The following is a 25619-nucleotide window of genomic DNA, read 5'->3' on the forward strand; positions in this document are numbered from 1 at the left end:
CAAGGGAGCCCACCTTGAAGGACCTGAAACACCTGAGCATCGTCGACGGCGCGTTCCTGCACTTCGAATCGGCCGAAATGCCGATGCATGTCGGCAGCAGCCACGTGTTCGAGCTGCCGGCCGGCTACACCGGCAACTGGTACGACGACGTGCGAGCGCACATCGCCGGCCGCATGCACCTGGCGCCGGTGTTCACGCGCAAGCTGGCGATGATGCCCTTCGACCTGGCCAACCCGGTGTGGATAGACGACGACGACATCGACCTCGACTACCACATGCGCTACGTGATGCTGCCCAAACCGGGCACGCGCGAGCAGATGGATGCGCTGGTCGCGCGGCTGCATTCCAGCCTGCTGGACCGCAGCCGGCCGCTGTGGGAGTTCTATGTCATCGACGGCCTGGCCAGCGGCCACATGGGCTTCTACGGCAAGGTGCACCATGCCGCGATCGACGGTCAGGCCGGCGTCACGCTGGGCCAGAGCATCTTCGACCTGACGCCCGAGCCGCGCAAGGTCAAGCCGCCGCGCCCGCGCCGCAGCCACCGCTACCAGCTGGGCGTGGCCGAACTGCTGAGCGCCGGCATCGAGAACCAGCTGAACCAGGTGGTGACGCTGGGCAAGCTGGTGCCGGGGCTGGCCAAATCGCTGATGGCGATGGTCGTCGATGCGGTGCAGTCGCGCGCCAAGCCTGCCGCGAACGGCAGCAAAGGCACCAAGGCCGGCAGCCTGCTGAAGTTTGCGCCGCCCTCGCCCTTCAACCACCCGATCACCAACCAGCGCGCCTTCACCGGCCTGTCGCTGCCGCTGGACGAGACCAAGCGGGTTGGCAAGGCGCTGGGCGCGTCGGTCAACGACATGGTGCTGTGGCTGTGCAGCACGGCGTTGCGCGGCTACCTGAAAGACTCCCGCGAACTGCCGGACAAGACGCTGGTGGCCGGCGTGCCGATCTCGCTGCGCGAACAGGGCGACACCAGCATGAACAACCAGGTCACCGGCACGCTGGTGGACCTGGGCACCCAGCTGGCCGACCCGATGAAGCGGCTGGCCACCATCATGGCCGGCACAGCGGCGATGAAGAAGCAGATGGGCACCTTCAGCGGCGTGGTGCCGACCGACTTTCCTTCGCTGGGCTCGCCGTGGCTGCTGAGCGGCCTGGCCTCGCTGTACGGCCGCTCCCGCCTGGCCGACCGGCTGCGCTTCGCCAACGTGACGATCTCCAACGTGCCCGGCGCGCCGGTGCCGGTGTACCTGGCCGGCGCGAAAATGATGGACTACTACCCCGTGTCCATCGTCGTGCACGGCGTGGCGCTGAACATCACCGTGCAGAGCTACATGGGCCAGCTGTGCTTCGGGCTGATTGCCTGCCGGCGCGCGATGCCGGATGTGGCCGACCTGGCCGCGCACATGCGCAAGGCCTTCGAGGCGATGAAGGGGCTGATGCCGGCGGCGACCGAAGAAGCGGCCAAGCCGGCGGCTTTGGCAGCTGCCAATGCGAGCGCGAAACCTGTGGCAGAAGCAGTGGCGAAACCAGTGCCAGAAACGGTGGCAAAACCGGTGGTCGAACCCGTGTCTGAAGAACCTGTCAAACCGGTGAAGGCCGTCAAGCCGCGCACGCGCAAGGTGCCGGTGCGCGCCGCGGTCACGCCAGCGCGCGCTCCCAGACAGCCCCGCGCGGCACCGTCTCCGTGAAGCCCAGGCGCTGGTGCAGGCGCATCGACGCGGTGTTGGTGCTGGCCACCAGCGCCGACATCTGCATCACGCCCTTGGCCACCAGCGCGGCTGCAGCCCGCGCATACAGCGTATCGGTCAGCCCCTGACCGCGCCAGGCCGCCTGCACGCCAACAGCATCCACCGTGCCGTCATGCTGCACGACGATGTAAGCGGCATAAGCCCCTGCATCGTCCTGCAGCAGGCAGCTGGCGTCTCGGTCGGCTTCGGCCCAGTCGGCGGCCAGGATCTCGGCCGTCACCGCCGGTGAGTTCGGCACGTCGCGAAAACACTCGGCACTGAGGCGGGCGGCCTGCGCCCAGTCGATGCGCTCGAAGTCCACGGTCGAGCAGCGGCTGATTGCCGAGGCCTGCGGCGGCGCGACGGGCAAGGGCAGCGGCCGCCCGAAGTTCACCCATTCGAACAGGCATTCGAAGCCCAGCGCGGCCAAGGCCTGCGCCTTGCCCTCGTCGCCGGCCCAGGTGCTGACGCGCAAATGACTCGCGCCCAGCGTGTGACCTTCGATCACCAAGCGCTCGATCAAGGCCGCCGCGACCTCGGCATCGGGCGCGATCAGCGGCGAGCCGTACAGGCGCCCATCCTCCGCGATGCCCAGCGACACCCAGGCCAGGCAGCCCACCGGCCGACTCTCCTGCCAGGCCACCACCACCTGCCGTCCGCCGCCGCGCGCAGCATCGGTGAGCAGCGTGCGCAGCGCCATCGGCGGCCGACTGGCCGCCGTCGCGTCGCTGATCGCCTGCAGCGCCGGCAGGCTGTCCAGGTCCAGCGGGGCAAGGCTCAGCATCGGTTCACGGCGCCAAGGCCAGCCAGCTCATCGGCAGCCTGTCGACATGCACGGTCGTTGCGGATGTTCATCGGGCCGCATTCTGGGCCAGCTTCACCGGCGGGTCGACGGCTGATACTGCTTCGCCAACGCCACGGCCACGCGCGCGATCAGCTCGTAGGGCATCGGCTGGTCGAGCGGAAATCCGAGGTTGCCCTTGTCGTTCGCAAAGGGCCGCAGTTCGGCGGCCAATGCGGCATCCTGCGTCACCGGCGGATAGACGCCCACATGGCGCTTGAACGCCGCGAAGTACAGGAAGGTGCGCTGCAGCCGGAACGCCGGCATCTTGTAGCTGATGGTTTCCTGCGCCTGAGGCAGCGCCTGCTTCACGATGCGCCGGATCTCACGCAGCACCGGCTGCGCGGCCGGTGCCGCAGCCGCGATGTAGCTATCGACGTCGTTGGGGTCGGGCTCGGCGTTCATGCCATTGCTCCGTTCAAGCTGTGGTGATGCCTGCTCGACGAACGACGGCAGCACGAATCGACATGCACGAACGTGGACATGCGCCGATGTCGATTCGACACGCGGTAGAACGTCGTGGCAGCAGGCGCCGCGGTCTTGCGGCGCCAACGTCACCCCCTCGAAAGGATCCCATCATGGCCACAGGCACGGTTCGTTTCCACCGCATCCTTCGTTGCAAGCCGGAACGCGTCTACCGCGCGTTCCTGGATGCGGACGCCATGGCGAAATGGCTGCCGCCCTACGGCTTCACCTGCAAGGTTCACCACCTGGACGCGCGCGTCGGCGGCAGCTACAAGATGTCGTTCACGAACTTCACCACCGGGGCCGGGCACTCGTTCGGCGGCGAGTATCTTGAATTGATCCCGAACGAGAAGCTCCTCTACACGGACAGCTTCGACGATCCCAATCTCCCCGGCGACATGCGCACCAGCATTTCGTTGAGGCCGGTCTCGTGCGGCACCGAACTGAACATCGTCCAGGAGGGGCTGCCGGAGGTCATTCCGATCGAGATGTGCTACCTGGGCTGGCAGGAGTCGCTAGAGCAGCTGGCCAAGCTCGTCGAGCCCGAGATCCCGGGCTGACGCGAGGCCAGGCCTCGCCTTTCCCGAGATTCACTGCGTGAGGGCTACCGGCCAGGCTGCCCGCTGCCGCTTCAGGCGTGCGGACCGAAGTCGCTGCTGCGCACGACAACGAAGTCGCCAGGCCGGGCGGCAAAGCGGCGCCGGATCACGGTGGCCAGTTCGCCGGCATGTTCCTGCGCGGCGCGCAGCCACGCGCTGGGGTGATGCGCCGAGCGCAAGCGGTCTTCGAACACTTCACGCGGGATCACCGCACGAACACTCTGCCCATCAATGTCCACGTAGACATCCACCGCTTGCATCGCAGGGTTCAGGTGCATGCTTCTGGTCATCACCGTGCCTCCGTCTGCCCCGGGGCGCACCGGCAGCCGGAATCGGCGGCCAGCACTTGGCGTGGGCTGGCCCAAGCATGCCTCGGCAGACTGCCCGGCGCAATGGGGGCCTTGGCCTGCCAGGGTTTCTACGTGCTGTATCCGGGCGCAGTTCGTGACGTTACGTCGTGTGAGACCACGGCCATGCAGGCCATGGCATGCCGCGCTGCAGCATCGAAACACCGTGCCGCCCCTTCCCAAGCCGCCTGGCCCGGCGCATGCTGGGCTTCACGCCGCCCGCCGGCGGCGTGAACTTGCGGAGCATCAGCATGACGCCGATTGCCCGACTGCTGGGGGCCTGCTGGGCCCTGGGAATGGCTGCTGCAGCCGGGGCCCAGGTGCACGAGGCCCAGCCAAACGACACCGAGACTGCCCGCACCATCGAGAGTTGCGTCAGCACCGACCGCCTGGTCTTCGCGCGCGCCGACCCCTGGGTGGCACTGGACGCGCAGGAGCGCGCGTCCGCCTTCGAGCAGATCATCCGCCGCCATCCGGTGCTGGCCCGCGATGGCGTGCTGCCCAGCCACATCGTGCTGTGGCGGCGTCAGGGCGGCGTGTGGCTCTACGTGACGCTGCTGGCCCACCCGACGAAGCCGTCGCAGGCCTGTTTCACCGCCACCGTCGTGGCCCAGGGCCTGGACATCACCACGGCGCTGCTGCAGAAATACTTCGCGCTGCGCTCGGCGCTCGGCGCGCTGGCGGACGACAGGCGCGTCAGCGGGCTGCGCCGTCCGGCAGCTCGATCTTGACCTCCAGCACTTCCAGGTTGTCCTGGCGTTCCAGGTGCACCTTGATGTCGTCGGGCCGGATCGACACGTACTTCGAGATCACCGCCACCAGTTCCCGCTGCAATTGCGGCAGGTAGTCGGCGCGCGAACCGCCGCGGCCCGAGCGCTCATGCGCCAGGATGATCTGCAGCCGTTCCTTGGCGACCGAAGCGGTCTTCTTCTTCTCGCCCAGCAGAAAGGAGAGCAAGGACATGCTGCTCACCTCCCGCCGAACAGGCGCTTGAACAGGCCGGGCTTCGCGGCGTCGACGAAGCGCATCGGGATGCTCTCGCCGACAAAGCGGCCGATCACGTCCTTGTAGGCCTCGGACACGTCGCTGCCCTTCAGGTGGATCGCCGGCACGCCCTGGTTGGACGCGTCCAGCACCGTCTCGCTCTCGGGGATCACGCCGATCAGCGGGATGCGCAGGATCTCCTGGATGTCGTCCAGCGACAGCATCTGGCCGCCGACCACGCGGCTGGGGTTGTAGCGGGTGATCAGCAGGTGTTCCTTGATCGGATCCTTGCCGTCGATCGCGCGCTTGGTCTTGCTGGACAGCATGCCGAGGATGCGGTCGGAGTCACGCACCGACGAGACCTCGGGATTCGTCACCACCAGCGCCTCGTCGGCGAAGTGCATTGCCATCAGCGCACCGGTCTCGATGCCGGCCGGCGAATCGCAGACGATGTAGTCGAAGCCCATGGCGGCCAGGTCGTTCAGCACGCGCTCGACGCCGTCCTGCGTCAGCGCGTCCTTGTCGCGCGTCTGCGAGGCAGCCAGCACGAACAAGTTGTCGCACTGTTTGTCCTTGATCAGCGCCTGGTTCAGGTTGGCTTCCTTGTGGATCACGTTGATCAGGTCGTACACCACACGCCGTTCGCAACCCATGATCAGGTCGAGGTTGCGCAGCCCCACGTCGAAATCGATCACCGCCGTCTTGTGCCCGCGCAAGGCCAGGCCGGAGGCGAAGCTGGCGCTGGTCGTCGTCTTGCCGACGCCGCCTTTGCCGGAGGTGACCACAATGATCTTGGCCATCGGGTGAAGTCCTTTCAAAACCGCTAATGCTGGGGTCAAGCCTTGAGAGGCTCGATACGAATCTTTTCACCGTCCAGCCGCACCATCGCGGGCTTGGACAGCACATCGGGCGGCAGGTCCGTCTCGATGGTGCGGTAGATGCCGGCGATCGACACCAGCTGCGGCTCCAGGCAGGTGCTGAAGATGCGGGCTTCGGTGTTGCCGCGGGCCCCGGCAATCGCGCGGCCGCGCAGCGGCGCATAGACGTGGATATGGCCGTCGGCAATGACCTCGGCCCCGAAGCTCACCACCGCCAGCACCACCAGGTCGCCGCGCGCATACACGCGCTGGCCGGAGCGCAGCGGTTTGTCGACCACCAGGGTGGCGGGGTGCGCGGCGGGCACTTCGCGCACCACTTCCACCTCGCGCAGCACCTCAATCTCGCGCACGATCTCGGTGGGCGCGATGATGGGTGGCGGCGCAGAAGCCGTTGGCGCCGCGTCCAGCGCCTCGGCCAGGCCTGCGGCCTGTGCCGCCGCGGTCTGCGCCGCACTGCCGCCCTGCACCGCGATCGGCGCCAACCGGTGCTGGCGCAGGCAGGTGATCAGGCCGGCGAAATCCACCCAGGCATCGTCCTCGCGCAGCGGGCTCAGGTCGATCACCACCGGGTCGTTGTCGAACAGGCCCGGCGCCTCGGCCACGCGGGCGGCCAGGGCCTTCATGAAGTCGGCGAGGTCGGCGGTCTGCAGGCGCAGCGCGGTCAGCGTCCAGGCGGTGCTCTTGAGGTCGAAAGGGTGGAGTGCCGGGGTGACGATGGCCATGAACACGAGCGGAAAGACACTGCGGCGCAGCGGCTGGAAGCAGCCGGCACGAGAGGCTCGCAGTGTATCCGGGCTCCGGGGCCGGCTCAGGCGGGGATCGGCGCATCGACCCCGCCTGTGTGACTGAACATTGCCGGGTTTTTCAAGCTGTCCCGGCGCCGGCATGAACAGCGGGCGGAGATGCGATGATCGCGCGCCTTGCCGGCGGCCGAACGCCCGCTGCCCTTTTCCCAACGCCCAACGCCCTTCGGAGCCCTGCCATGAACCGTCTGTCTGTCGTCGCCCTGTCCTGCCTGCTGGCCGCCGCTCCCGCCGCCTGGGCCCAGGCCGCCAGCGAGCCCGCTGCCAAGCCGGCGATCAAGAACGAAGTGGCCGAGAAAGCCGCCAAGGAAGCCGGCGCGGTGGTCACCGACAGCGGCCTGGTGTTCCGCTCGCTGCGTGAAGGCAAGGGCCCGGTGCCCGCTGCCACCGACATCGTGAAGGTGCACTACCGCGGCACCTTCCCCGACGGCAAGGAGTTCGACAGCTCCTACAAGCGCAACGAACCCACCGAGTTCCCGCTGAACCGGGTGATCAAGTGCTGGACCGAAGGTGTGCAGCGCATCAAGGTCGGCGGCCAGGCCAAGCTCACCTGCCCGCCCGCGATTGCCTACGGCGAGCGTGGCGCCGGCGGCGTGATCCCGCCAAATGCGACGCTGCAGTTCGAGGTGGAATTGCTGTCGATCAAGGGCCGCTAGGCATTCGCTGTAGGGAGTTCTTGCGCCCGAGGGTGAATCGGTCACCGCGCCATCAAGTCCGCGGGCGCCGCGCCGACATTGTGCTGGGAGCGGCGACTTCGGCCGCCCGAAAAACACACAACAGGGCGGAACGGACCATGGGCCTTCTGGCGAATACGAGACTGCGCACGAAGTTCGCGTGGGTGGCGGTGCTGGCAATCGGCATGTCGGTACTGCCGGCGACGATGAACGTGCGCGAACGACTGCAGGTGATCGACGCGGCGCAGGCCGAAGCAGCCGGTGTCGCGCCGGCCGGTGCGCTGCTGAAGCTGCTGCGCCTGACCCAGCAGCACCGCGGCCTGAGCGCCACGATGCTGGCCGGGCAGTCCGCGGCGGCGCCCAAGCGCGAGGCCAAGGCGTCCGAAGTGAGCGCCGCGCTGGACCAGGCCCTGGCCGCGCTCGGCGCCTTCGGTCGACCCCAGCTGGCCGCGCAAATGACAACGCTGCGCGACGACTGGCAGGCGCTGGCCGCCGCGGTGTCCGGCAAGTCGGTCGACGGGCCGGCCAGCTTTGCGCGGCACAGCAAGCTGGTGGCCGCTGAGCTGGACCTGCTGCGCGCCGTGGTCGACCACTCGACGATGGCCATGGACCCCGAGCCCGCCGCACGCTACGCGATCAGCGCCACGCTGGAACAGCTGCCGCGGCTGACCGAGGCCTTGGGCCAGCTGCGCGCGCGCGGCGCGGTGGTGTTGCAGCAGCAGGCCGCCAGCCCGGATGACAAGGCACGGCTCGAGGCGCTGGCCAGCATGGCGCAGCTCTACCAGCGCAATGCGGCGCACGACTTCGCACAAGTGGCGCAGGCCGATGCGCTGCAGGCGGCGGCCCTGCGCGCACCGTTCACCACCGCCCAGGGCCTGGCCGACGAAGCGCTGGCGCTGGCCGAGGCGAAGATCCTGCGTGCCACGACGCCGGACCATCCCTCGGCCGCGTACTTCGAGCGTCAGACCGTGGCCATCGACGCGCAGTTCACGCTGATCGATGCCGCCTTCACCGAGCTGCAGCGCTCGCTCTCGGCGCGTGTGGCGCAGGCCCGCCAGGCGCTGGCGCTGCTGGCCGGCTCGATGCTGCTGCTGGCCACACTCTCGCTGGGCCTGTTGCTGGCGGTGACACGTTCGACCACCCGCGGCATCGAATCGGCGCTGCAGGTGGCCCGCACGGTGGCCGACGGCGACCTGAGCCTGACATTCCATGTGAGCGGCCGCGACGAAACCGCCGAGCTGTTGGGCGCGCTGAAGACGATGACGCAGAGCCTCGCCGGCGTGGTGCGCGAGGTGCGCCAGGGCAGCGAGCAAATCGCCACCGGTGCCGGCCAGGTGGCCGCCGGCAACGCCGACCTGAGCCAGCGCACCGAGGAGCAGGCCTCGAACCTGCAGCAGACCGCGGCCTCGATGGACCAGCTGGGCGCCTCGGTGCGGCAGAACGCCGAATCGGCCCGTGAGGCCACGGCGATGGCGCAATCGGCCAGCGGGGCCGCGCAGCAGGGCGGCGCGGCGGTGGCCGAGGTGGTGCAGACCATGACACAGATCAGCGATGCCAGCCGGCGCATCGGCGACATCATCGGCGTCATCGACGGCATCGCCTTCCAGACCAACATCCTGGCGCTGAATGCCGCGGTGGAAGCCGCACGCGCCGGCGAACAGGGCCGCGGCTTCGCGGTGGTGGCCACCGAGGTGCGCACGCTGGCCCAGCGCAGTGCGCAGGCCGCGCGCGAAATCAAGACGCTGATCCACGACAGCGCCGAACGGGTCGAGACCGGCTCGCGCCAGGTGGCGGGCGCCGGTGCCGCGATGGCCCGCATCGTCGAGCAGGTGCAGCAGGTCGATGTGCTGATGGGCCGCATCGGCGAGGCCACGCAGCAGCAGGCGCTGGGCATCGGGCAGGTCGGCGAGGCAATGAACCAGCTGGACCAGGTGACGCAGCAGAACGCCGCCCTGGTGGAGCAAAGCGCGGCTGCTGCGGATGCGATGCACCAGCAGGCCGACAAGCTGGTGCAGGCCGTCGGTGCGTTCCGACTGACGGCCTGACTGCCCTTCGGCGCTGGCCCGACGGCTCGTCAGAACAGCGCGTCAGAACAGCGAAGGCTGGTCGTCCGGCCGCGCGCCTTCGATCGCCAGCATCTTCAGCTTGGTCTCGGCGCCGCCGTGCGCCGAGAAGCCGCCGGCGCGGCCGCCGGCCGCCAGCACGCGGTGGCAGGGCACGATGGGCGCGAAGGGGTTCGCGCCCAGGGCCTGGCCCACCGCGCGTGCCGCGCCGGGGTCGCCGAGGCGCTGCGCGATCTCGCCATAGCTCAGCACCCGGCCGGGCGGGATCGTCAGCGCCAGTTCGTAGACGCGCCGGTGGAAGGCCGGCACGCCGTCGAAATCCAGCCGCGTGGCCGACAGGTCGCGCGGCTCGCCGCGCAGCAGCGCCTGCACCGCGTCGATCAGCGCGGCCACCTCGGGCGGCGGCGACCCTTCGGCGACGCCCGGAAAGCGGTGGCGCATGCGCGAACGGGTGCCGGTGGCATGGACCTGCGGCAGCTGCGCACCGGTGATGCCGCCCTCGCCCCAGGCCACGGCGCAGGCGCCGATGGCGGTGTCGAACAGCGTCCAGCCCAGGGTCTGCATTACCCACTCATCGGGACAGCGCCAGCTTGAGGCCGAAGCCGACCAGCAAGCCGCCCGCCACGCGGTTCAGCCAGCGCGTGACGCGCGGGCTGGCGCGCAGCGCCTGCGCGAAACGGCGCGTCAGCAGCACGACGATCAGCGCGTACAGGAAGGTCAGCGTCGCGATCGTCGCGGCCATGAAGGCAAAGGTGGTGACGCCCTGGTGCTGCGCCGGGTCGACGAACAGCGGGAAGAAGGCCATGTAGAACACGATGGCCTTGGGGTTCAGCAGCGTGATCATCAAGGCCTGGCGGAAGTACTGGCCGGCGCGGATGCTGATCACCGGCGCATCGCCCGGCTTGGCCATCAGCATGCGCACCCCCAACCAGGCCAGGTAGGCCGCGCCCAGCCACTGCACCGCGCCGAACACCAGCGGCCAGGCCGCCAGCAGCGCCGAGACACCGGCCACCGCCAACCACATCAGCACCTGGTCGCCGGCGATCACGCCCAGCGTGGCCGCCAGCCCGCCGACCAGACCGCCCTTGCTGGTGGAGGTGATCAGCGCCAGGTTGCCGGGCCCGGGGATCGCGAGGAACACAATCACCGCGACCACGAACGCGCCGTAATCTGCCACCCCGAACATGACTGCCTCCTGCCGCAACGCCGATATCAGCCGACGATGATGCCATGCCCCCACAACCCCCTGTGCTGAACGAGGACGAGGTCGAGTTCAGTGCCATCCGTGCGCAGGGCGCCGGCGGCCAGAACGTCAACAAGGTGTCGAATGCGGTGCACCTGCGTTACGACATCGCCGCCAGTTCACTGCCCGACGAGGTGAAGGCCCGGCTGCTGGTGCTGGACGACCAGCGCATCAGCCGCGAGGGTGTGGTCGTCATCAAGGCCCAGGCGCACCGCAGCCTGGTGAAGAACCAGCAGGAGGCGCTGGAACGGCTGCAGGCGCTGATCGATCAGGCCGCTTTCGTGCCCAAGGCGCGCCGCGCGACCAAGCCGACCCGCGCTTCGCAGCGCCGGCGCGTCGACGGCAAAGTCCAGCGCGGCCAGATCAAGGCGCAGCGCGGCAAGGTATCGGAATAGCGGCCGGCTTCAGCGGTGGCCGGCCGTGGCGCTCAGCGCCGCGCCAGCCAGCCCAGCAGTTCATCCTCCGGCATCGGCCGGGCGTACAGGAAGCCCTGGCCGATGGGGCAGCCCAGCGCCTTCAGCGCGTCTTGCTGGGCCTCGGTCTCGACGCCTTCAGCCACCACCTCCATGCCCAGCGCGCGGCCCAGGTCGACGACCATGCGCGCGATGCTGCCCTTGCCCGGCGGGCCGCCATCGGCTGGCGGCTCGCCGAGCTCGTTGACGAAGGCGCGGTCGATCTTCAGGCGCTGCGCGCCGAGCTGGCGCAGCGCGCTCAGCGAGGAATAACCGGTGCCGAAATCGTCGATCGCCAGCGCCACGCCGATGCTTCGCAATTCGGCCAGCACGCTCAAGATGAAATCCAGGTCGTCGGCGGCCACCGATTCGGTGATCTCCAGCTCGACGTGCCTGGCCTCGACCTGCGCATCGCGCAGTGCGCGGCGCACGGAGTCCGGAAAGTCGGGGTCGGTGAATTGCGACTTCGAGACATTGACCGACATGCGCAGCGCCGCAGGGCCTTGGCTGTGCAGCCGGTGCAGCGCATGGCAGGCGGTGCGCAGCACGAACTCGCCGATCGCGACGATCAGCCCCGAGCGTTCGGCCAGCGGGATGAAGCGGTCCGGCGGCACGAAGCTGCCGTCGTCCAGCCGCCAGCGGATCAGCGCCTCGACGCCCAGCACCTGGCCACTGGCCAGGTCCACCTGCGGCTGGTAGGCCACGTAGAGCCGCCGCTCGTCGAAGGCGCCACGCAGGCTGCGCAGCAGGCGCATGCGTTCGCGTGCGTCGATGCCCATGCGCTCGCTGAAGTAGCAGGAGCCGCCGCGGCGATGCTGCTTGGCCTGCTTCAGCGCCAGGTGCGCGTCCTTGATCAGCTCGGCGCCGGGCGGTGAATCAGGCTGCAAGCGCACCAGGCCCATGGTTGCGGAGACGCGCATGCGCTCGTCCTGCACCTCGACGACCTCGGCAAACGCGATCTCGATGACGTTGGGGTTGACCACCGATTCAGGCCCCAGCAGGCCGAAGGTGTCGCCGCCGATGCGGGCGATCACGACCTCGGGGCCCAGTGCCTCGGTCAGCCGTTGCGCGGCGGCCTGCAGCACCTCGTCGCCGACGCGGTGGCCCAGCGTGTCGTTGATGGCCGCGAAGTCATCGATGTCGACCAATGCCAGCGCTACGCCGTCCGGGCGCTGCAGGCGATGCGTGATCAGCTCGATGAAGCGGTTGCGGTTGGGCAGGCGCAGCAACTGGTCCTGGTAGGCGAAGTCGACCAGCTGCCCATACAGCATCACGTTTTCGAAGGCCACCGCCATGCTGGCGCAGAACACGGCCAGCAGGCGCTCGTCCAGCGGCTCCAGGCGCTGACCAGCATCGACAAAGGCCGCCATGCCACGGCCCGCCGCGCCCGACGCGCTGAAGTACAGGCACAGCGCCGGCGACATCACATGCGCGCGTGCCTGCAGGCAGTGCTGCAAGGTGTCGCGCACCGGGCCGGGCGCCAGCTCGGCCAGCGGGCGATGGATCAGCTCGCGGTACTCACCCGCGGCAGCGATGATGCGCGCGCTGTCGTGCCGGTCGAACGGCTCGTGCGCACACACCAGGCCTTCCGGCGGCACGCCCAGCAAGGCGCTGAGCTGCGTCACCAGGCCTTCGGCAAAACGCTGCAGTCCGCGCTGGCGGCCGAGCTCGTTGCTGGCCGAGACGACGATCTCCAGGCCGGTGCGCGTTTGCTCCAGCGCCAGGATCTGCCGGTACGAACGGATCGCCGCGGTCAGGCTGGTGTACAGCCGCACCCGCGTGAGTTCGGACTTGGTCCGGTAGTCATTGATGTCGTGGCTGCGGATGGTCTCGATCTCGGGTGCATAACCCGGCTGCCCCGTGCGCAGCACCACGCGCAGCGCGCGGCGGCCCAGGTCCTCGCGCACCTGGCGCACCAGGCGCAGGCCGGCATCGGGCGACTCCATCACCACGTCCAGCAGCAGCACCGCGATGTCGGCATCGGCGCTGATCAGCGCATGGGCCTGCGCCGCCGAGTGGGCATGCAGCAACTGCAGTGGGCGGCCTTCGATGCTGATGCCGCGCAGCGCCAGTTCGGTGGCCTGGTGCACGTCCTCGTCGTCGTCGACGATCAGCAGCTTCCAGCGCGGGCCGCCCGCGGCCGGCTCGGGCGACAAGCCATCGTCGTCCAGCACGTCAATGAACGCTTCGGCGTCGGACGATGAGGGCACGTCGGCGGGCAGTGTCACAGGGGGCGGTGGGCAGGTTCGATCGGCAGGAAACTCATCGTAACGTGCCGACGCACTGCCGCTGATCATGGCATCTACCAGTCTTCCGCCCTCGTCAGGCCGCCGGTGCACTCAGCGGCAAATCGATCACGAACTCGGTGCCACTGCCTTCAGTGCTGTGCACCTCGATGCGGCCGCCGAGCACTTCGGTGACCAGCGTGTAGACGATGTGCAGGCCCAGGCCCGAGCCGCCCTGCCCCAGCCGCGTGGTGAAGAAGGGATCGAAGACGCGGCCCAGATCGCGCTCGGCAATGCCGCGGCCGTTGTCGGCCAGGCGCAGGCGCATCTGCCCGGGCTCGTCGGCGGGGCCGGCGCGCACGGTGATCAGGCCGCTCGCGCCTTCGTCGAAGGCATGCACCAGCGCATTGCTGATCAGGTTCACCAGCACCTGGCCCAGCGGGCCGGGGTAGCTGTCCAGCAGCAGGCCGGCCGGCACTTCATGCTGCAGCGCCACCGCGCTGCGGCGCAGTGTCGGGCTCAGCGCCAGCAGCACTTCCTGCAGCACTTCGGCCAGCTCGAAGCGCCGGCGCTGGTAGCTCGATTGATCCACCGCCAGCTGCTTGAAGCTGCCCACCAGTTCGGCCGCGCGCTGCAGGTTGCGCTCCAGCACCTGCGCGGCCTCGCGCGCGGTGCCGAGGTAGCTGTCCAGCGTCGACTTGCGCAGGCCGCCGGCGATCGCGGCCTCGAACTCGCGCTGCTGGTCGGCCAGCGTGCTGGCCACCATCACCGCGTTGCCGATCGGCGTGTTCAGCTCGTGCGCCACGCCGGCCACCAGCGAGCCCAGCGACGCCAGTTTCTCGGCACGCACCAACTCGGCCTGGGCCCGGCGCAGGCCTTCGAGCGCGTCGCTGAGCTCTTGTGTGCGGGCGGCCACGCGTTCCTCCAAGTCCTCCTCGCTGCGGCGCAGGCGCTCCTCGGCCAGCTTGATCGGCGTGATGTCGGTGGCCACGGTCAGGGCCACGGGCTCACCCGCCAGTTCGATCAGGCGCGACGAGTACAGGGCCCACACGCGCTCGCCGGTGGCGGTGGTGACGGGCAGCGTCAGGTCGTCGAGCCGCCCGGTGCCGAGCAGCTCCGGGATCTTCAGCGCCTCGATGTCGTCGCGGCTGACCAGCCCGAACTCGAGGCCGTTGCGGCCGATGATCTGGCCGCGCGTGCGGCCGATCTTGGCCTCGAAGGCCGGGTTGATGTCGACATAACAACCATCGGACAGACGGTGCAGGCTCACCGGGTGCGGGAAGGCTTCGAAGATGCGGCGGAACTTGTTCTCGGCGGTCGCCAGCGCCTCGGCCATGCGGTTGAACGAGCGCTCCAGGTCGGCCAGTTCGCCATGGCCGTGCTCGGGCGCCCGCACCGCCAGGTCACCGGCCTGCACGCGGGCATGCGCGCCGGCCAGCCGGGCCAGCGGCCGCGCCACCTGGCGCTGCACCCACCAGGCGCCGAGCACGGCCATTGCCAGCACCACCCCCAGCAGCGCCGCCACACGCAGCACCGGCCCGCGCAAGGGCGCATGGAAGACGGCCTCCGGCTGCGTGTAGACCAGGCGCCAGTCGGTGCCCATGATCGGCGCATGCAGCAGCTTGTAGGGCCGGCCGTCGACAAGGAGGTCCTGAGCCTGCAGCGCCCGGGCGCTGCTGTCGACCGCCGCGGCCACGGCCCGCGGCGGCAAGGGCGCGGAGGCCACGGCCGCGGCCAGGCTTGCCGCCGGCACCTCGCCCGGGGTCGATGCCGGGACCGAGGCCGGGACTGACGCCGCCAGCGCCGCCCCGATGGCCGGCGGCGGCTCGGCCAGCAGCCGGGACTGGCCGTCCAGCAGCACCCAGCGCACGCCCGGCGTGGCCGGCTGCAGTGCAGCGGGCGACAGCACGTCGGCCAGCTGCATGCCGCCCGCCAGCACGCCGACCAGCGCGCCGGTGGCATTGCGCACGGCCACCAGCTGCTGCAGGCCTGGCGGCACCGTGCCGGTGTTGTCGTTGCCCGGGTTGCCGCCCGGGTTGTCGCTTCGGCTGCCTTCGCCGCCCGTGCGGCGGATCAGGCTGTCATCCCGGCCCGCTTGCAGCGCAGCCAGTTCCGAGGCATCGAGCGGCAGCGTCGCCGTGCCGCCGACGGCCTGGCCCTGCTCGTCGAGCGCCTGGTAGGCGATGGTGTCGAACAGGCTGCTGCGGCCGGACCAGGCCTGCAGCGCGGCGCTGGTGGCCAAGGCATCGCCCTCCTGCAGCACGGGCGATGCGGCCAGCAGGCGCAAGGCCTCGCGGCGAGCCCGCAGCTGCGCCGCCATGTCCACGGCCCGCAGGCGCAGCTGGCTCTCGGCCAGCACCAGCGCGGTGCTGCGCTCGGTCTGCAGGCGCAGGTTCAGCATCAGCATCGCGCCGGCCCCGCCCACCAGCACCGGCGCCAGCACGGCCAGCACGATCTTCGGCAACAGTCTCATCGGCGTGCTTTCCCGTGCGGCAGCAGGGTCTCAGGTCGTCGCATGTGACGCTTCTTTTGGCCGATAGGGCCTGACCAATCGCAGCCACTTGCGCGCCGGCAGCTCGCAGCGCACTTCGATGAAGTCTGCCCGCGCCGTGAGGGTCTCGCGGTCGGGCACCTCGACATCGCGCGCGGCAACGACCACGGTGTTGCCCTCCTTGGTGGGCGCCAGCTGCCACACCTGCGTCACGCCGAAGGCCGCGGCGATGTGGCCGGCGCTGCGCTCGAAGCTGGCGTCGCGGCCGAACAGGTTCACCGTCATCACGCCGCCCGGCGCCAGCACGCTACGGCAGTCGGCATAGAAGGCTTCATCGTCGAGCACCGGCGCGGCGGCGTCGTGGTCGTAGAGGTCGACGCACAGCACGTCCACGCTCTGCAGGTTCGCCGCATCGGCCACCCAGGCGCCGGCATCGGCCTGCAGCACGCTGAGCCGCGCGTCGTCGGCCGGCAAGTGGAACCACAGCCGGCAGGCGTCGATCACCGTCGGGTTGATCTCGACCGCGGTGGTCTTCATGCGCAGCACCTGGTGCGTGAAGCGCGTGATCGCGGCGCCGCCCAGGCCCAGCTGCACCGCGTGGCCGGCGCTCAGCTCGGCCGTGGGCCGCCACAGCATCCAGGCCATCATGCGCTGCACGTATTCCAGCTCGATGTGGCGTGGCTTGCGGATGCGCATGGCGCCCTGCACCCAGGGGCTGTCCAGGTGCAGGTAGCGCACGCCGTCGAACTCGGACATCGTCGCGCCCGCCAGCGCTTGTTGTTTCTTGGGTTTCATGGCAGCCCATGTTGCTGGAAGACATCGCGCCAGGCCGCCAGCTTGCGCTCGAAGGACCAGCTGGCGTTCGCCGGGCTGGTGGACGGCAGCTTGTGCACCGGCCAGCCCAGCGCGCCGGTGATGCGCATGCAGCGCGCCGATTCGCCGCCATTGTGGGCCACGGCCTGCAGCTGCGGCGCCGCCTGTCGCAGCCCCGCCAGGTCGTTGAGTTCGGCGTGCTCGATCGCCGAGTCCAGACTGCCCTCGCGCCGGCACGCGGCATAGACGTCCCACAGCGCCAGGCCACGCTCGCGCAGCACCTGCAGGCGCTCGGGGTACGGCAGGGCCGGCAGCGGCACGTTCCACAGCGCAGCGAGAATGGGCCAGAACTGGTTGCGTGGATGGGCGTAGTACTGCTGCGCGGCCAGCGAGGCCTGACCGGGGAAACTGCCCAGCACGATCAGCCGGCTGTTCGGCGCCAGCACCGGCGGCAGGCCGCGCAGCAAGGGCTTCGGTTTGTCACGGCCGGGCCGCTCTGCAATGATGGAATGACGGGCCACAGAGGTTCCGAGGAGGATCACAGCATGTACGTTGAAACGATTGTCAATTTTCTCAGCACGCAGGGCGTGGACTTCGGTCTGAAGCTGCTCGGCGCCCTGGCGGCCTGGATTGTCGGCCGCTGGATCATCAGCCTGGTGCTGCGCGGCTTCAATGCCGCGGTGGCGCGCGGCAAGAAGATCGACGCCACGCTGGCCAAGTACCTGACGTCGATTCTGAACGTCGTGCTGAACCTGGTGCTGGTGCTGGCCATCCTGGACATCTTCGGCGTGCGCACCACCTCGTTCGCGGCGCTGCTTGCCGGTGCGGGGCTGGCCATCGGCCTGGCCTGGGGCGGTCTGCTGACGCACTTTGCGGCCGGCGTGTTCATGCAGGTGCTGCGGCCCTTCAAGGTAGGCGACTTCGTGCAGGCCGGCGGCATCACCGGCACGGTGCATGAAGTGGGCCTGTTCGGCACCACGATCGTGACGCCGGACAACGTGTTGACGATCGTCGGCAACAACAAGGTCTTCTCCGAGAGCATCCAGAACTACTCGACACTGCCGTACCGGCGCGTCGATTGCACCGCGAAGGTGGCCAACAGCGTCGATGCCAATGATGCGATCGCGCGGTTGAAGGAGTCCGTCGCGAAGATCCCGAACGTGATGGCGACGCCGGCGCCGGACATCGAGATCCTGAGCTTCACGCCCGAAGGCCCGCTGCTGTGCGTGCGGCCCTACACCCACACCGACCACTACTGGCAGGTCTACTTCGACACCCACAAGGCGGTGGTCTCGACCTTCGGTGCCGCGGGCTACCCGGTGCCCGAGACGCCGCTCGCGCCGCGCAATCGCTGAGCCGGCCGATGTCTGCCTTCCGACTTGTCCTGACGCCGCTGGCCCTGGCCTGCGGCTGCGCCTGCGCGCAAACCGTGATCGAGCCTGTCGTCATCACCGGGTCGACGCGCGCGCAGCGCATCATCGACGCGCCGTTCGCGATCTCGGTGCTCGATGCCGAAGCACTGCGTGATGCCGGCGCTATGGTCAACCTGTCCGAGGTGATGTCGCGGGTGCCGGGGCTGGTGGTCAACAACCGCAACAACTACGCGCAGGACCTGCAGATCAGCTCACGCGGCTTCGGCGCACGCGCGGCCTTCGGTGTGCGCGGCCTGCGGTTGTATGCCGACGGCATTCCGGCAACGATGCCCGACGGCCAGGGCCAGGTGGCGCACCTCGACCTGGCCGGTGCCGAGCGCATCGAAGTGCTGCGCGGCCCGTTCTCGGCGCTGTACGGCAACAGTTCGGGCGGTGTGATCGCGGTCTTCAGCGCACCGGTGCGCTCGCCGCAGGTAGAAGCCTCACTCGATGCCGGCAGCTTCGGGCTGCGGCAGGCGCGCGTCGGGCTGGCGACGCCGCTGGGCGCGGGCTTCGACCTGCGCGGCAGTTTTTCGGCGATGGAGACCGACGGCTTCCGGCCGCAAAGCCGTGCGAAGCGCCACCTGGGCAACCTGCGCCTGGGCTGGCAGCAAGGGGCCGACAGCGTGGTGCTGCGCCTGTCCGACCACACCCAGCAGGCGCAGGACCCGCTGGGCCTGAGCCGCGCGCAGTTCGAGGCGGACCCGCGCCAGACCACGCCGCAGGCGCTGCAGTTCGACACCCGCAAGACCATCCGCCAGACGCAGGAGGGCCTGCAGTGGCGGCACAGCTTCGACGAGCGCAGCGTGCTGAGCGAGGCCGCGCTGATGGTCTACAACGGATCGCGCGGCGTCACGCAGTGGCAGGCCATCGCGCCGGCCACGCAGCAGCCGCCGCGCCACGGTGGCGGGCTGGTCGACTTCGACCGCAGCTACCACGGTGCCGAAGCGCGCGTGGGCTGGCGCATCGGCACGGCCGACCTGATCACCGGCCTCAGCGCCGAAGACCAGGTCGACGACCGGCAGGGCTACGAAAATTTCACCGGCATCGGCGCCGATCAGGTGCTGGGTGTCAACGGCAGGCTGCGCCGCGACGAACGCAACCGCGCCAGCACGCGCGAAGTGTTTGCGCAGTCGCAGGTTCCGCTGGCCGACGATATCGCGCTGACCGGCGGCGTGCGATCGGGCCGCGTGCGCATGCGCACCGAGGATCACTTCCTGGGCAATGGCGACGATTCCGGCGCGCTGACCTACCGCTACACCAACCCGGTGCTGGGCCTGCGCTGGACGCCGCGCCCCGGCTGGGCGCTGCATGCCAGCGCGGCGCGCGGCTTCGAATCGCCCACGCTGGGCGAACTGGCCTACCGGCCGGACAACCAGGCCGGCTTCAACAACACCCTGAAGGGTCAGACCAGCCGGCAGTTCGAGCTGGGCAGCAAAGTACGCGGCCAGTTCATCGAACTCGATGCCACGGTGTTCGTCGCCGCGGTCGACGACGAAATCGGCGTGATGAGCAACAGCGGCGGCCGCTCGAGCTTCCGCAATGTCGGCCGCACGCGGCGTGAAGGTGCCGAACTTTCGCTGCTGTGGCGCGCCAGCGCCGATCTGCGCCTGCAGGCCGCGGCCAGCTGGCTGCACGCCACCTACCGCGACGCCTTCCTGGCCTGCAGCGGCGTGCCCTGCACCACGCCCAGCGTGCCGGTGGCCGCCGGCAACCGCATCGCCGGCACGCAGAACGCCAGTGCGTACGCCGAACTGGCCTGGCGCCCGCGCTGGGTGCCCGGCGAATGGGCGCTGGAATGGCGCGCCATCGGCCGCAGCCCCGTCAACGACAGCAACAGCGACTTCGCCGCCGGCTACGCGCTGGCCAACCTGCGCTGGCGCCACACGCTGGAACTCGGCAGCGCCGATGCGCTGGAACTGCTGGCCCGCGTCGACAACGTCTTCGACCGCGTGCATGTCGGCAGCGTGATCGTCAACGACGCCAACGGCCGCTTCTTCGAGCCCGGCGCACCGCGCAGCGGCTTGTTGTCGGTGCGCTGGCAGCACCGGTTCTAGACCCATATCGGAGCGTCCACCGGCAGTGGCCTGGCCGCCCAGTGCGGCCAGGCGGCCCCTCCTCTACTTGGGTCTGATGGCGTCAGCCGTGCCCTGGATGAAGGCCTTGACCTTCTCCACCTCCTCGGCCGTCAGCTTGCCGGTGAAGTCGGGCATGCCGTTGTTCATGAACGGGCCCTTGAAGACGAACTTGTCGAGGTTGCTGATGACGTCGGCGGCCGAGTAGCCCAGGTTCGGGATGTTGCCGCCGCGGTCCACGCCCGGCACGCCGTGGCAGAACACGCAGTTGCTGACGTAGAGCGAGGTGCCTTCCTTGTAGTGGTTCGGGTCGTACTTGACGCCCTGCAGCAGGTTGCCCAGCTTGTAGGCGACGAAGTCCGGCGCCTTGGCCGTGCCGCCCACCGCGAAGGTGTAGACCGTGCCCGGGCTTTGCTTGTCGGTGGCGCGTGCGGTGATGCCGTAGACACCGCCCCAGCCCACGGCGACCGACACGTACTGCTTGCCGTCGACGAGGTAGGTGGTGGGCGCGGCGACCACGCCGGTGCCGGTCGGCGTTTCCCAGAGCTTGTCGCCGCTGGCCGCGTTGTAGGCCACCAGGCGGCCGTCGGCGGTGCCCTGGAACACCAGGTTGCCGGCGGTGCTCAGCGTGCCGCCGTTCCACGGCGACACATGCTCGTGCTGCCAGGCGGCCTTCTGCTGCACCGGGTCCCAGGCCACCAGGCGGCCGGCGGGCTTGGTCTGCGGCGGCTCGACGTTGGCGAACATGGCCAGGTTCCAGCCCATGCCGCTGTGCGGCTCGCCGGGGCGCACGCCGTTGAACTTCCAGTCCTTGTTGTCCATCAGGTTGACCGGGATGTTCTGCACCGGCAGGTAGACCAGCCCGGTCGCCGGGTTGAACGACATCGAATGCCAGTTGTGTGCGCCGTACGCACTGGGCGTGATCTCGCGCGGCCGGTCGGCCACACGCGCGATCGGCGTCTCGATCGGCCGGCCGTCCTTGCCGTAGCCGCTGGCCCAGTTGACCTCGGGCGTGAACTTCTCGGCCGAGATCAGCTGGCCGCTCTTGCGGTCGATGACGAAGAAGAAGCCGTTCTTCGGCGCATGCAGGATCACCTTGCGCGGCTTGTTGGCTATCTTCAGGTCGGCCAGGATCATCGGCTGGGTCGACGTGAAATCCCAGTTGTCGCCCGGCGTCTCCTGGTAGTGCCAGACGTATTTGCCGGTGTCCGGGTTCAGCGCGACGATCGACGCCAGGTACAGGTTGTCGCCGCCGGCCGGGCTGCGCTTGCCGCGCGCCCACGGCGAGCCGTTGCCGGTGCCGATGTACATCAGGTTCAGCTCGGGGTCGAAGCTCATCGTGTCCCAGGCCGTGCCGCCGCCGCCGCTTTCCCAGTACTTGGCTGAGGGGTCCCAGGTCTTGGCGGCCTTGGCCATGGCCTCGTTTTCGAAAGGCTTGGCCGGGTCGCCCGGCACGGTGAACCAGCGCCAGGCCTGCTTGCCGCTGGCCGCGTCGTAGGCCGTGATGTAGCCGCGCACGCCGTACTCGGCGCCGCCGTTGCCGATGATCACCTTGCCTTTGTAGACCCGCGGCGCGCCGGTGATGGTGTAGGAGAACTTGCGGTCGATGATGGTGTCCTGCTCCCAGGCCACCTTGCCGCTGGCTGCGTCCAGCGCGATCAGCCGGCCGTCGTAGGCCGCGACGAAGACCTTGCCCTGGTACAACGCGACGCCGCGGTTGACCACGTCGCAGCAGCCCTTGTAGCCGCCTTCGCGCTTGACCTGGGGGTCGTAGGTCCACAGGCGCTGGCCGCTGCGCACATCCACCGCGTGCACGATGCTCCACGACGCGGTGACGTACATGATGCCGTCCACCACCAGCGGCGTGGCCTCGACGCCCCGCGTCGATTCGAGGTTATACGACCACACCAGCCCGAGGTCCTTGACGTTGCCGGCGTTGATCTGCGTCAGCTTGGAGAAGCGGGTTTCGGCGTAGTCCAGCCCGTGGCTGGGCCAGTCCGCCGTCGACTTGGCGTTGGCGCGGATCGCCGCGCCGTCGATGCGGCCGGTGACCGCGCGGATGTGCTCGGGCGAGCCCTTGGCAGGCGGTGCGGCCAGCGCCGGCGGCGCCAGCGCGCCGGCCAGCGACACCACTGCGGCGCCCAGCCGGACTCCGTACCAACGCGCATGGCGAGCCGCGTGCGACTGTGATCTCATCATCATCTCCTCGGGTGGGTCTGCAGGTTCCACAGGGGAGCATCCCGCCAATCCCCGCCGGGTCCAATCTCGGGGAATCCCGCATCCCGAACTGTTCTGTCTCGACACAAGGCCGCCATGCAACGCAGCAGTCCCCCTGCACCGACCGCCCTGCCCTGGCATCCCGCCGCCGGCTCCGATGTGCAGCGCAGCGCACGGGCCCGGCAGCGCTTCTTCGGCGAAGGCGTGCCACCGGCGGGGCAGGTGCCCGACGCGGTGTGGCACTCCTGGCAGCGCTGCCTGCAATCGGGTCTGCGGCCCGAGCAGCGCCCGGCGTTCGAACCGGTCAGCCGCAGCAAGGTGAGCTACCTGGCCGGGCGCGACCATGTGCTGCTGAAGGCGGCGCGGCGGCCCTTCGATGAATTGCAGGCCATGGTTGCGCGCAGCCGTTGCAAGGTGTTGCTCGCCGACCGCGACGGCGTGCTGCTGCGCGTGACGCCGGCCGGCCCGGACGACAGCCCGCTGGTCAAGGCCTCCTGCCGCACCGGCGTGCACCTGGGCGAGCTGCTGGTGGGCACCACCGCGCCGACCGTGGCCGCCCGCACCGGCGCCAACTGCGCAGTGGGCGTCAGCGAACATTTCTACGATGCGCTGCGTGACATGCGCTGCGTCGCCGCACCGATCCGCAACCGCCATGGCGTGGTGGTGGCGGTGCTCGACCTGTCGATCGAATCGCAGCCCTTCGGCTTCGATGCGTTATGGCTGGTGCAGGCCTACGCCGGCACGATCGAGAACAACCTGCGCATCGCGCAGACCCGCCAGCAGGTGCTGCTGCGCCTGCACAGCTCGGCCGCCGCACTGCAGACGCCGGGCGCCGGGCTGGCTGCGGTGGACGAAGGCGGGCGCATCAGCTGGCTCAATGGCCTGGCCGCGGCGCTGGTGGGCGTGAACGCCAGCGATGCGCGCCAGTTCAAGGCCGACGAACTGCTCGGCTGCAGCGTCGAACAGGTGCTGGCCCGCAGCGCCTTGCACACGCCGCAGCCGCTGCTGCTGCCCAATGGGCTGACGGTGTGGATGCAGGCCGAGTACCGCGACCTGGGCGACGGCCAGGGCGAAGCCGAAGACGACGCGCGCACGCCGCTGGCGCCCAGCCCGGCGGCCGCGCCCATCGCCACCGACACCGCGAAGCCGCTGCCCTCGGCAGCCACGCTGGCGCAGCTGAACCGGCAACTGATCGACCTGACGCTGGCCGAGTGCCACGGCAACGTCTCGCAAACTGCGCGCCGCCTGGGCGTGTCGCGCGGCTTGCTCTACCGCCGGCTGCGCGAGGACGGTTAGGCGCCGCTCGCCGGCAGCAAGGCGGCCAGTCGCGGCAAGGCCGCAGCGGCATTCGCGCGGGTGAGCGCGGCGGTCTGCTCGAGGGTCCAGCCGCGCAGCGTGGCCAGCGTCTGCGCGATGCGCGGCAACTCGGCCGGCTCGTTGCGCGATGTCTCGCCGGCCGCGCGCTGTTCAGCGCTGCGGTACAGCCAGTGCGGTGGAATGTCCGGCGCATCGGTCTCCAGCACCAGCGCGGTCTCGGGCAGGCTGGTTGCCAACCGGCGGATCTGCAGCGCGCGCTCGAAGGTCATCGCGCCCCCGAAGCCGAGCCGGAAGCCCCGGTCGACGAACTGCTGCGCCTGCACCGCACTGGCGTTGAAGGCATGCACGATGCCACCGCTGCCCTCGATGCGGCGCAGGCCTTTCAACAAGCCATCGGCCGAGCGCCGCACATGCAGGATCACCGGCAGCCCGGCGTCGCGCGCCAGCTTCAGCTGCGCCAGGTAGAAACGTTCCTGGCGCACCGGGTCCAGCCCGGGCACGAAGTGGTCCAGGCCGATCTCGCCGACGGCCACCAGCCGCGGGTCGTCCCGGTGCTGCTGCAGCGCTTGCGCCAGCCGGTCCAGGTCCTCGTCCAGCGCCTGGCCCGTGCACAAGGGATGGATGCCCAGGGCATATGCCAGCCCGTGCTGGTGGGCCAGCTGCCGCACCGTGTCGAAGTTCGCCGCCATCACCGCCGGCAGCACCTGCATCGTGACGCCGGCCGCGCGGGCACGGGCCACCACCGCGTCGCGGTCAGCCTCGAACTCCGGCGCGTCGAGGTGGCAATGGGTGTCGATCCAGCCGCTGCTCATCCGGCGATGATGCCTGCGTGACTGCTGGCGCGGCAAAGCTGTCCGAGTGCAGCACAAGGTTTGGCGGTCGTGGTAGTGTGGCGCGATGCAGCCTGCTTCAGGCTGCGGGAGCTGGCAAGCATGGCCCGAACGCCCTTGTACAGTCGCACGCCGCAGCGCCCGGAGCCAGCCTCGCTGGCGACCACCGGGTCGTCGGCGCCGGCCACGGCGGCCCCGGCCGCGCAGCATGCCGAGACGGCATCCTCCGGCTCTGCCCGGCCGCCACCGCCGCGCCGCCCGTGGCGCCAGCGCCATGAACGCAAGCTCTGGTTGATCGGCGCCTTGCTGCTGGCCCTGATCGCCGGCTGGCCGGCCTGGACGCTGAAGGTCAAGCCGCCGCTCAGCGTCGAGCAGATCGATGCGGCGATGCGTGAATCGATTGCCAAGGAGCCACTGGCGTCCGCCGCCGCCGCGGCCTATGCGGCGGTGATCCCGTCGGTGGTGCGCGTGATCGGCGAGCACACCGTGGCGGCAGCGCCGGCCACGGCCGCCAAGTCCGCCAAGCTGCCGGCCTCGGCGGCCAAGACCGGCGCCAAGCCGGGCAACACGCCGGCCGACAAGGCGCAGGACGAAGAAGGCCGCAGCGTCGGCACCGGCGTGGTCATCGTCGACAACGGGCTGATCCTGACCAACCTGCACGTGGTGGCGCACGCCAACCGCATCACGGTGAGCTTTTTCGACGGCAGTGAATCGGAGGCGGTGATCGTCAGCCTGCAGCCGGAGAACGACCTCGCGGTGCTGCGCGCCAAGACCATTCCCGACGACCTGCATGCCGCCACGCTGCGCTCCACCGCTGGCCTGTCGCCCGGCGACGAAGTGGTGGCCGTCGGCTTCCCGTTCGGCATCGGGCCCTCGGCCTCGCAGGGCGTGGTGTCGGGCCTGAAGCGCGAATTCCGCTCGCCCGAGGGCCAGCGCAGCCTGTCCAACCTGATCCAGTTCGACGCCGCCGCCAACCCCGGCAATTCCGGCGGCCCGCTGGTCACGCTGGACGGCCACGTGGTCGGCATCGTCACCGCGATCATGAACCCGAACCAGCAGCGCACCTTCATTGGCATCGGATTTGCGGTGCCGATCGAAAACGCTGCCGCCGCGGTCGGCATGCCGCCGTTCTGAGCCCCCTTCACTCCTTCAATGCCCATCGC

General features: G+C 69.7%; 24 protein-coding genes. 10 read left to right on the forward strand and 14 right to left on the reverse strand.

Features of this window, described 5'->3' with window-relative positions; all coding sequences use genetic code 11:
- The first annotated feature begins 14 nt into the window (after positions 1-14).
- Positions 15-1688: a wax ester/triacylglycerol synthase family O-acyltransferase gene (locus tag VLK61_RS17630; RefSeq protein ID WP_325422924.1), complete on the forward strand. Its 1674-nt coding sequence runs from the start codon at positions 15-17 to the stop codon at positions 1686-1688.
- Here the strand turns inward: VLK61_RS17630 and VLK61_RS17635 are convergent.
- Together VLK61_RS17635 and VLK61_RS17640 are read right to left on the reverse strand one after the other, a co-directional pair.
- Complete coding sequence (locus tag VLK61_RS17635; protein WP_325422925.1) at positions 1639-2511, reverse strand: GNAT family N-acetyltransferase; 873 nt, start codon at positions 2509-2511, stop codon at positions 1639-1641. The two genes, VLK61_RS17630 and VLK61_RS17635, sit on opposite strands and share 50 nt — an antisense overlap.
- A 93-nt stretch (positions 2512-2604) precedes the next feature.
- Positions 2605-2973 (reverse strand): iron chaperone, encoded by a 369-nt coding sequence (locus tag VLK61_RS17640; protein WP_325422926.1) that lies wholly within the window; start codon positions 2971-2973, stop codon positions 2605-2607.
- A gap of 173 nt (positions 2974-3146) precedes the next feature.
- On the opposite strand from VLK61_RS17640, the gene VLK61_RS17645 reads away from it, so the two are divergent.
- The gene (locus VLK61_RS17645; protein ID WP_325422927.1) at positions 3147-3593 is read left to right on the forward strand and encodes an SRPBCC family protein; all 447 of its coding nucleotides are present in this window, start codon (positions 3147-3149) and stop codon (positions 3591-3593) included.
- Positions 3594-3664: 71 nt separating this feature from the next.
- On the opposite strand, the gene VLK61_RS17650 is transcribed toward VLK61_RS17645, so the two are convergent.
- Positions 3665-3922: a hypothetical protein gene (locus tag VLK61_RS17650; RefSeq protein ID WP_325422928.1), complete on the reverse strand. Its 258-nt coding sequence runs from the start codon at positions 3920-3922 to the stop codon at positions 3665-3667.
- A 308-nt stretch (positions 3923-4230) separates the two neighbouring features.
- Between VLK61_RS17650 and VLK61_RS17655 the strand changes: the two genes are divergently transcribed.
- Positions 4231-4710, forward strand: a complete 480-nt coding sequence (locus VLK61_RS17655; protein WP_325422929.1) for a hypothetical protein — start codon at positions 4231-4233, stop codon at positions 4708-4710.
- Here the strand turns inward: VLK61_RS17655 and minE are convergent.
- The 3 genes from minE to minC are packed head-to-tail and all read right to left on the reverse strand — an operon-like array spanning position 4676 to position 6563.
- Positions 4676-4942, reverse strand: coding sequence for a cell division topological specificity factor MinE (gene minE, locus VLK61_RS17660; protein ID WP_325422930.1), 267 nt, complete (start codon positions 4940-4942; stop codon positions 4676-4678). The genes VLK61_RS17655 and minE overlap by 35 nt on opposite strands.
- Before the next feature lie 5 nt (positions 4943-4947).
- Entirely contained in the window at positions 4948-5763 is an 816-nt protein-coding gene (gene minD, locus VLK61_RS17665) for a septum site-determining protein MinD (protein ID WP_325422931.1), read from the reverse strand.
- 35 nt (positions 5764-5798) lie between these two features.
- Complete coding sequence (gene minC, locus VLK61_RS17670) at positions 5799-6563, reverse strand: septum site-determining protein MinC (RefSeq protein WP_325422932.1); 765 nt, start codon at positions 6561-6563, stop codon at positions 5799-5801.
- A 260-nt stretch (positions 6564-6823) separates the two neighbouring features.
- Here minC and VLK61_RS17675 point away from each other — a divergent pair, with 260 nt between their 5' ends.
- Together VLK61_RS17675 and VLK61_RS17680 are read left to right on the forward strand one after the other, a co-directional pair.
- Positions 6824-7300, forward strand: coding sequence for an FKBP-type peptidyl-prolyl cis-trans isomerase (locus tag VLK61_RS17675; RefSeq protein WP_325422933.1), 477 nt, complete (start codon positions 6824-6826; stop codon positions 7298-7300).
- A gap of 137 nt (positions 7301-7437) precedes the next feature.
- A complete protein-coding gene (locus VLK61_RS17680) occupies positions 7438-9363 on the forward strand; it encodes a methyl-accepting chemotaxis protein (protein ID WP_325422934.1) in 1926 nt (641 codons plus the stop codon).
- Between the two features lie 42 nt (positions 9364-9405).
- Here VLK61_RS17680 and VLK61_RS17685 read toward each other — a convergent pair whose 3' ends face one another.
- Both VLK61_RS17685 and VLK61_RS17690 read right to left on the reverse strand, forming a co-directional pair.
- Complete coding sequence (locus tag VLK61_RS17685; protein ID WP_325422935.1) at positions 9406-9945, reverse strand: methylated-DNA--[protein]-cysteine S-methyltransferase; 540 nt, start codon at positions 9943-9945, stop codon at positions 9406-9408.
- Positions 9946-9952: 7 nt separating this feature from the next.
- Entirely contained in the window at positions 9953-10567 is a 615-nt protein-coding gene (locus VLK61_RS17690; RefSeq protein ID WP_325422936.1) for a LysE family transporter, read from the reverse strand.
- A gap of 44 nt (positions 10568-10611) precedes the next feature.
- Between VLK61_RS17690 and arfB the strand changes: the two genes are divergently transcribed.
- The gene (gene arfB, locus VLK61_RS17695) at positions 10612-11019 is read left to right on the forward strand and encodes an alternative ribosome rescue aminoacyl-tRNA hydrolase ArfB (RefSeq protein ID WP_325422937.1); all 408 of its coding nucleotides are present in this window, start codon (positions 10612-10614) and stop codon (positions 11017-11019) included.
- Between the two features lie 32 nt (positions 11020-11051).
- Here arfB and VLK61_RS17700 read toward each other — a convergent pair whose 3' ends face one another.
- From VLK61_RS17700 to VLK61_RS17715, 4 genes are all read right to left on the reverse strand, one after another.
- A complete protein-coding gene (locus VLK61_RS17700; protein ID WP_325422938.1) occupies positions 11052-13286 on the reverse strand; it encodes a putative bifunctional diguanylate cyclase/phosphodiesterase in 2235 nt (744 codons plus the stop codon).
- A 112-nt stretch (positions 13287-13398) separates the two neighbouring features.
- On the reverse strand, positions 13399-15774 hold the full coding sequence (locus VLK61_RS17705; protein ID WP_325422939.1) for an ATP-binding protein: 2376 nt from the start codon (positions 15772-15774) through the stop codon (positions 13399-13401).
- A 30-nt stretch (positions 15775-15804) separates the two neighbouring features.
- The gene (locus tag VLK61_RS17710) at positions 15805-16587 is read right to left on the reverse strand and encodes a spermidine synthase (RefSeq protein ID WP_325422940.1); all 783 of its coding nucleotides are present in this window, start codon (positions 16585-16587) and stop codon (positions 15805-15807) included.
- Positions 16584-17126: a DNA-deoxyinosine glycosylase gene (locus tag VLK61_RS17715; protein WP_325422941.1), complete on the reverse strand. Its 543-nt coding sequence runs from the start codon at positions 17124-17126 to the stop codon at positions 16584-16586. The genes VLK61_RS17710 and VLK61_RS17715 overlap by 4 nt, the downstream gene beginning before the upstream one ends.
- Positions 17127-17150: 24 nt before the next feature.
- Between VLK61_RS17715 and VLK61_RS17720 the strand changes: the two genes are divergently transcribed.
- Together VLK61_RS17720 and VLK61_RS17725 are read left to right on the forward strand one after the other, a co-directional pair.
- A complete protein-coding gene (locus tag VLK61_RS17720) occupies positions 17151-17960 on the forward strand; it encodes a mechanosensitive ion channel family protein (protein WP_325422942.1) in 810 nt (269 codons plus the stop codon).
- Positions 17961-17968: 8 nt separating this feature from the next.
- Positions 17969-20074: a TonB-dependent receptor family protein gene (locus VLK61_RS17725; RefSeq protein WP_325422943.1), complete on the forward strand. Its 2106-nt coding sequence runs from the start codon at positions 17969-17971 to the stop codon at positions 20072-20074.
- A gap of 63 nt (positions 20075-20137) precedes the next feature.
- On the opposite strand, the gene VLK61_RS17730 is transcribed toward VLK61_RS17725, so the two are convergent.
- Complete coding sequence (locus VLK61_RS17730) at positions 20138-22288, reverse strand: PQQ-dependent dehydrogenase, methanol/ethanol family (RefSeq protein ID WP_325422944.1); 2151 nt, start codon at positions 22286-22288, stop codon at positions 20138-20140.
- Positions 22289-22405: 117 nt separating this feature from the next.
- On the opposite strand from VLK61_RS17730, the gene VLK61_RS17735 reads away from it, so the two are divergent.
- Positions 22406-23605, forward strand: a complete 1200-nt coding sequence (locus VLK61_RS17735) for a helix-turn-helix domain-containing protein (RefSeq protein WP_325422945.1) — start codon at positions 22406-22408, stop codon at positions 23603-23605.
- On the opposite strand, the gene VLK61_RS17740 is transcribed toward VLK61_RS17735, so the two are convergent.
- The gene (locus tag VLK61_RS17740) at positions 23602-24438 is read right to left on the reverse strand and encodes a TatD family hydrolase (RefSeq protein WP_325422946.1); all 837 of its coding nucleotides are present in this window, start codon (positions 24436-24438) and stop codon (positions 23602-23604) included. The genes VLK61_RS17735 and VLK61_RS17740 overlap by 4 nt on opposite strands.
- A gap of 120 nt (positions 24439-24558) precedes the next feature.
- Here VLK61_RS17740 and VLK61_RS17745 point away from each other — a divergent pair, with 120 nt between their 5' ends.
- Entirely contained in the window at positions 24559-25590 is a 1032-nt protein-coding gene (locus VLK61_RS17745) for a S1C family serine protease (RefSeq protein ID WP_325422947.1), read from the forward strand.
- Positions 25591-25619: the final 29 nt, after the last annotated feature.

Source organism: Aquabacterium sp., from assembly GCF_035476535.1.
GTDB lineage: Bacteria > Pseudomonadota > Gammaproteobacteria > Burkholderiales > Burkholderiaceae_C > Pseudaquabacterium.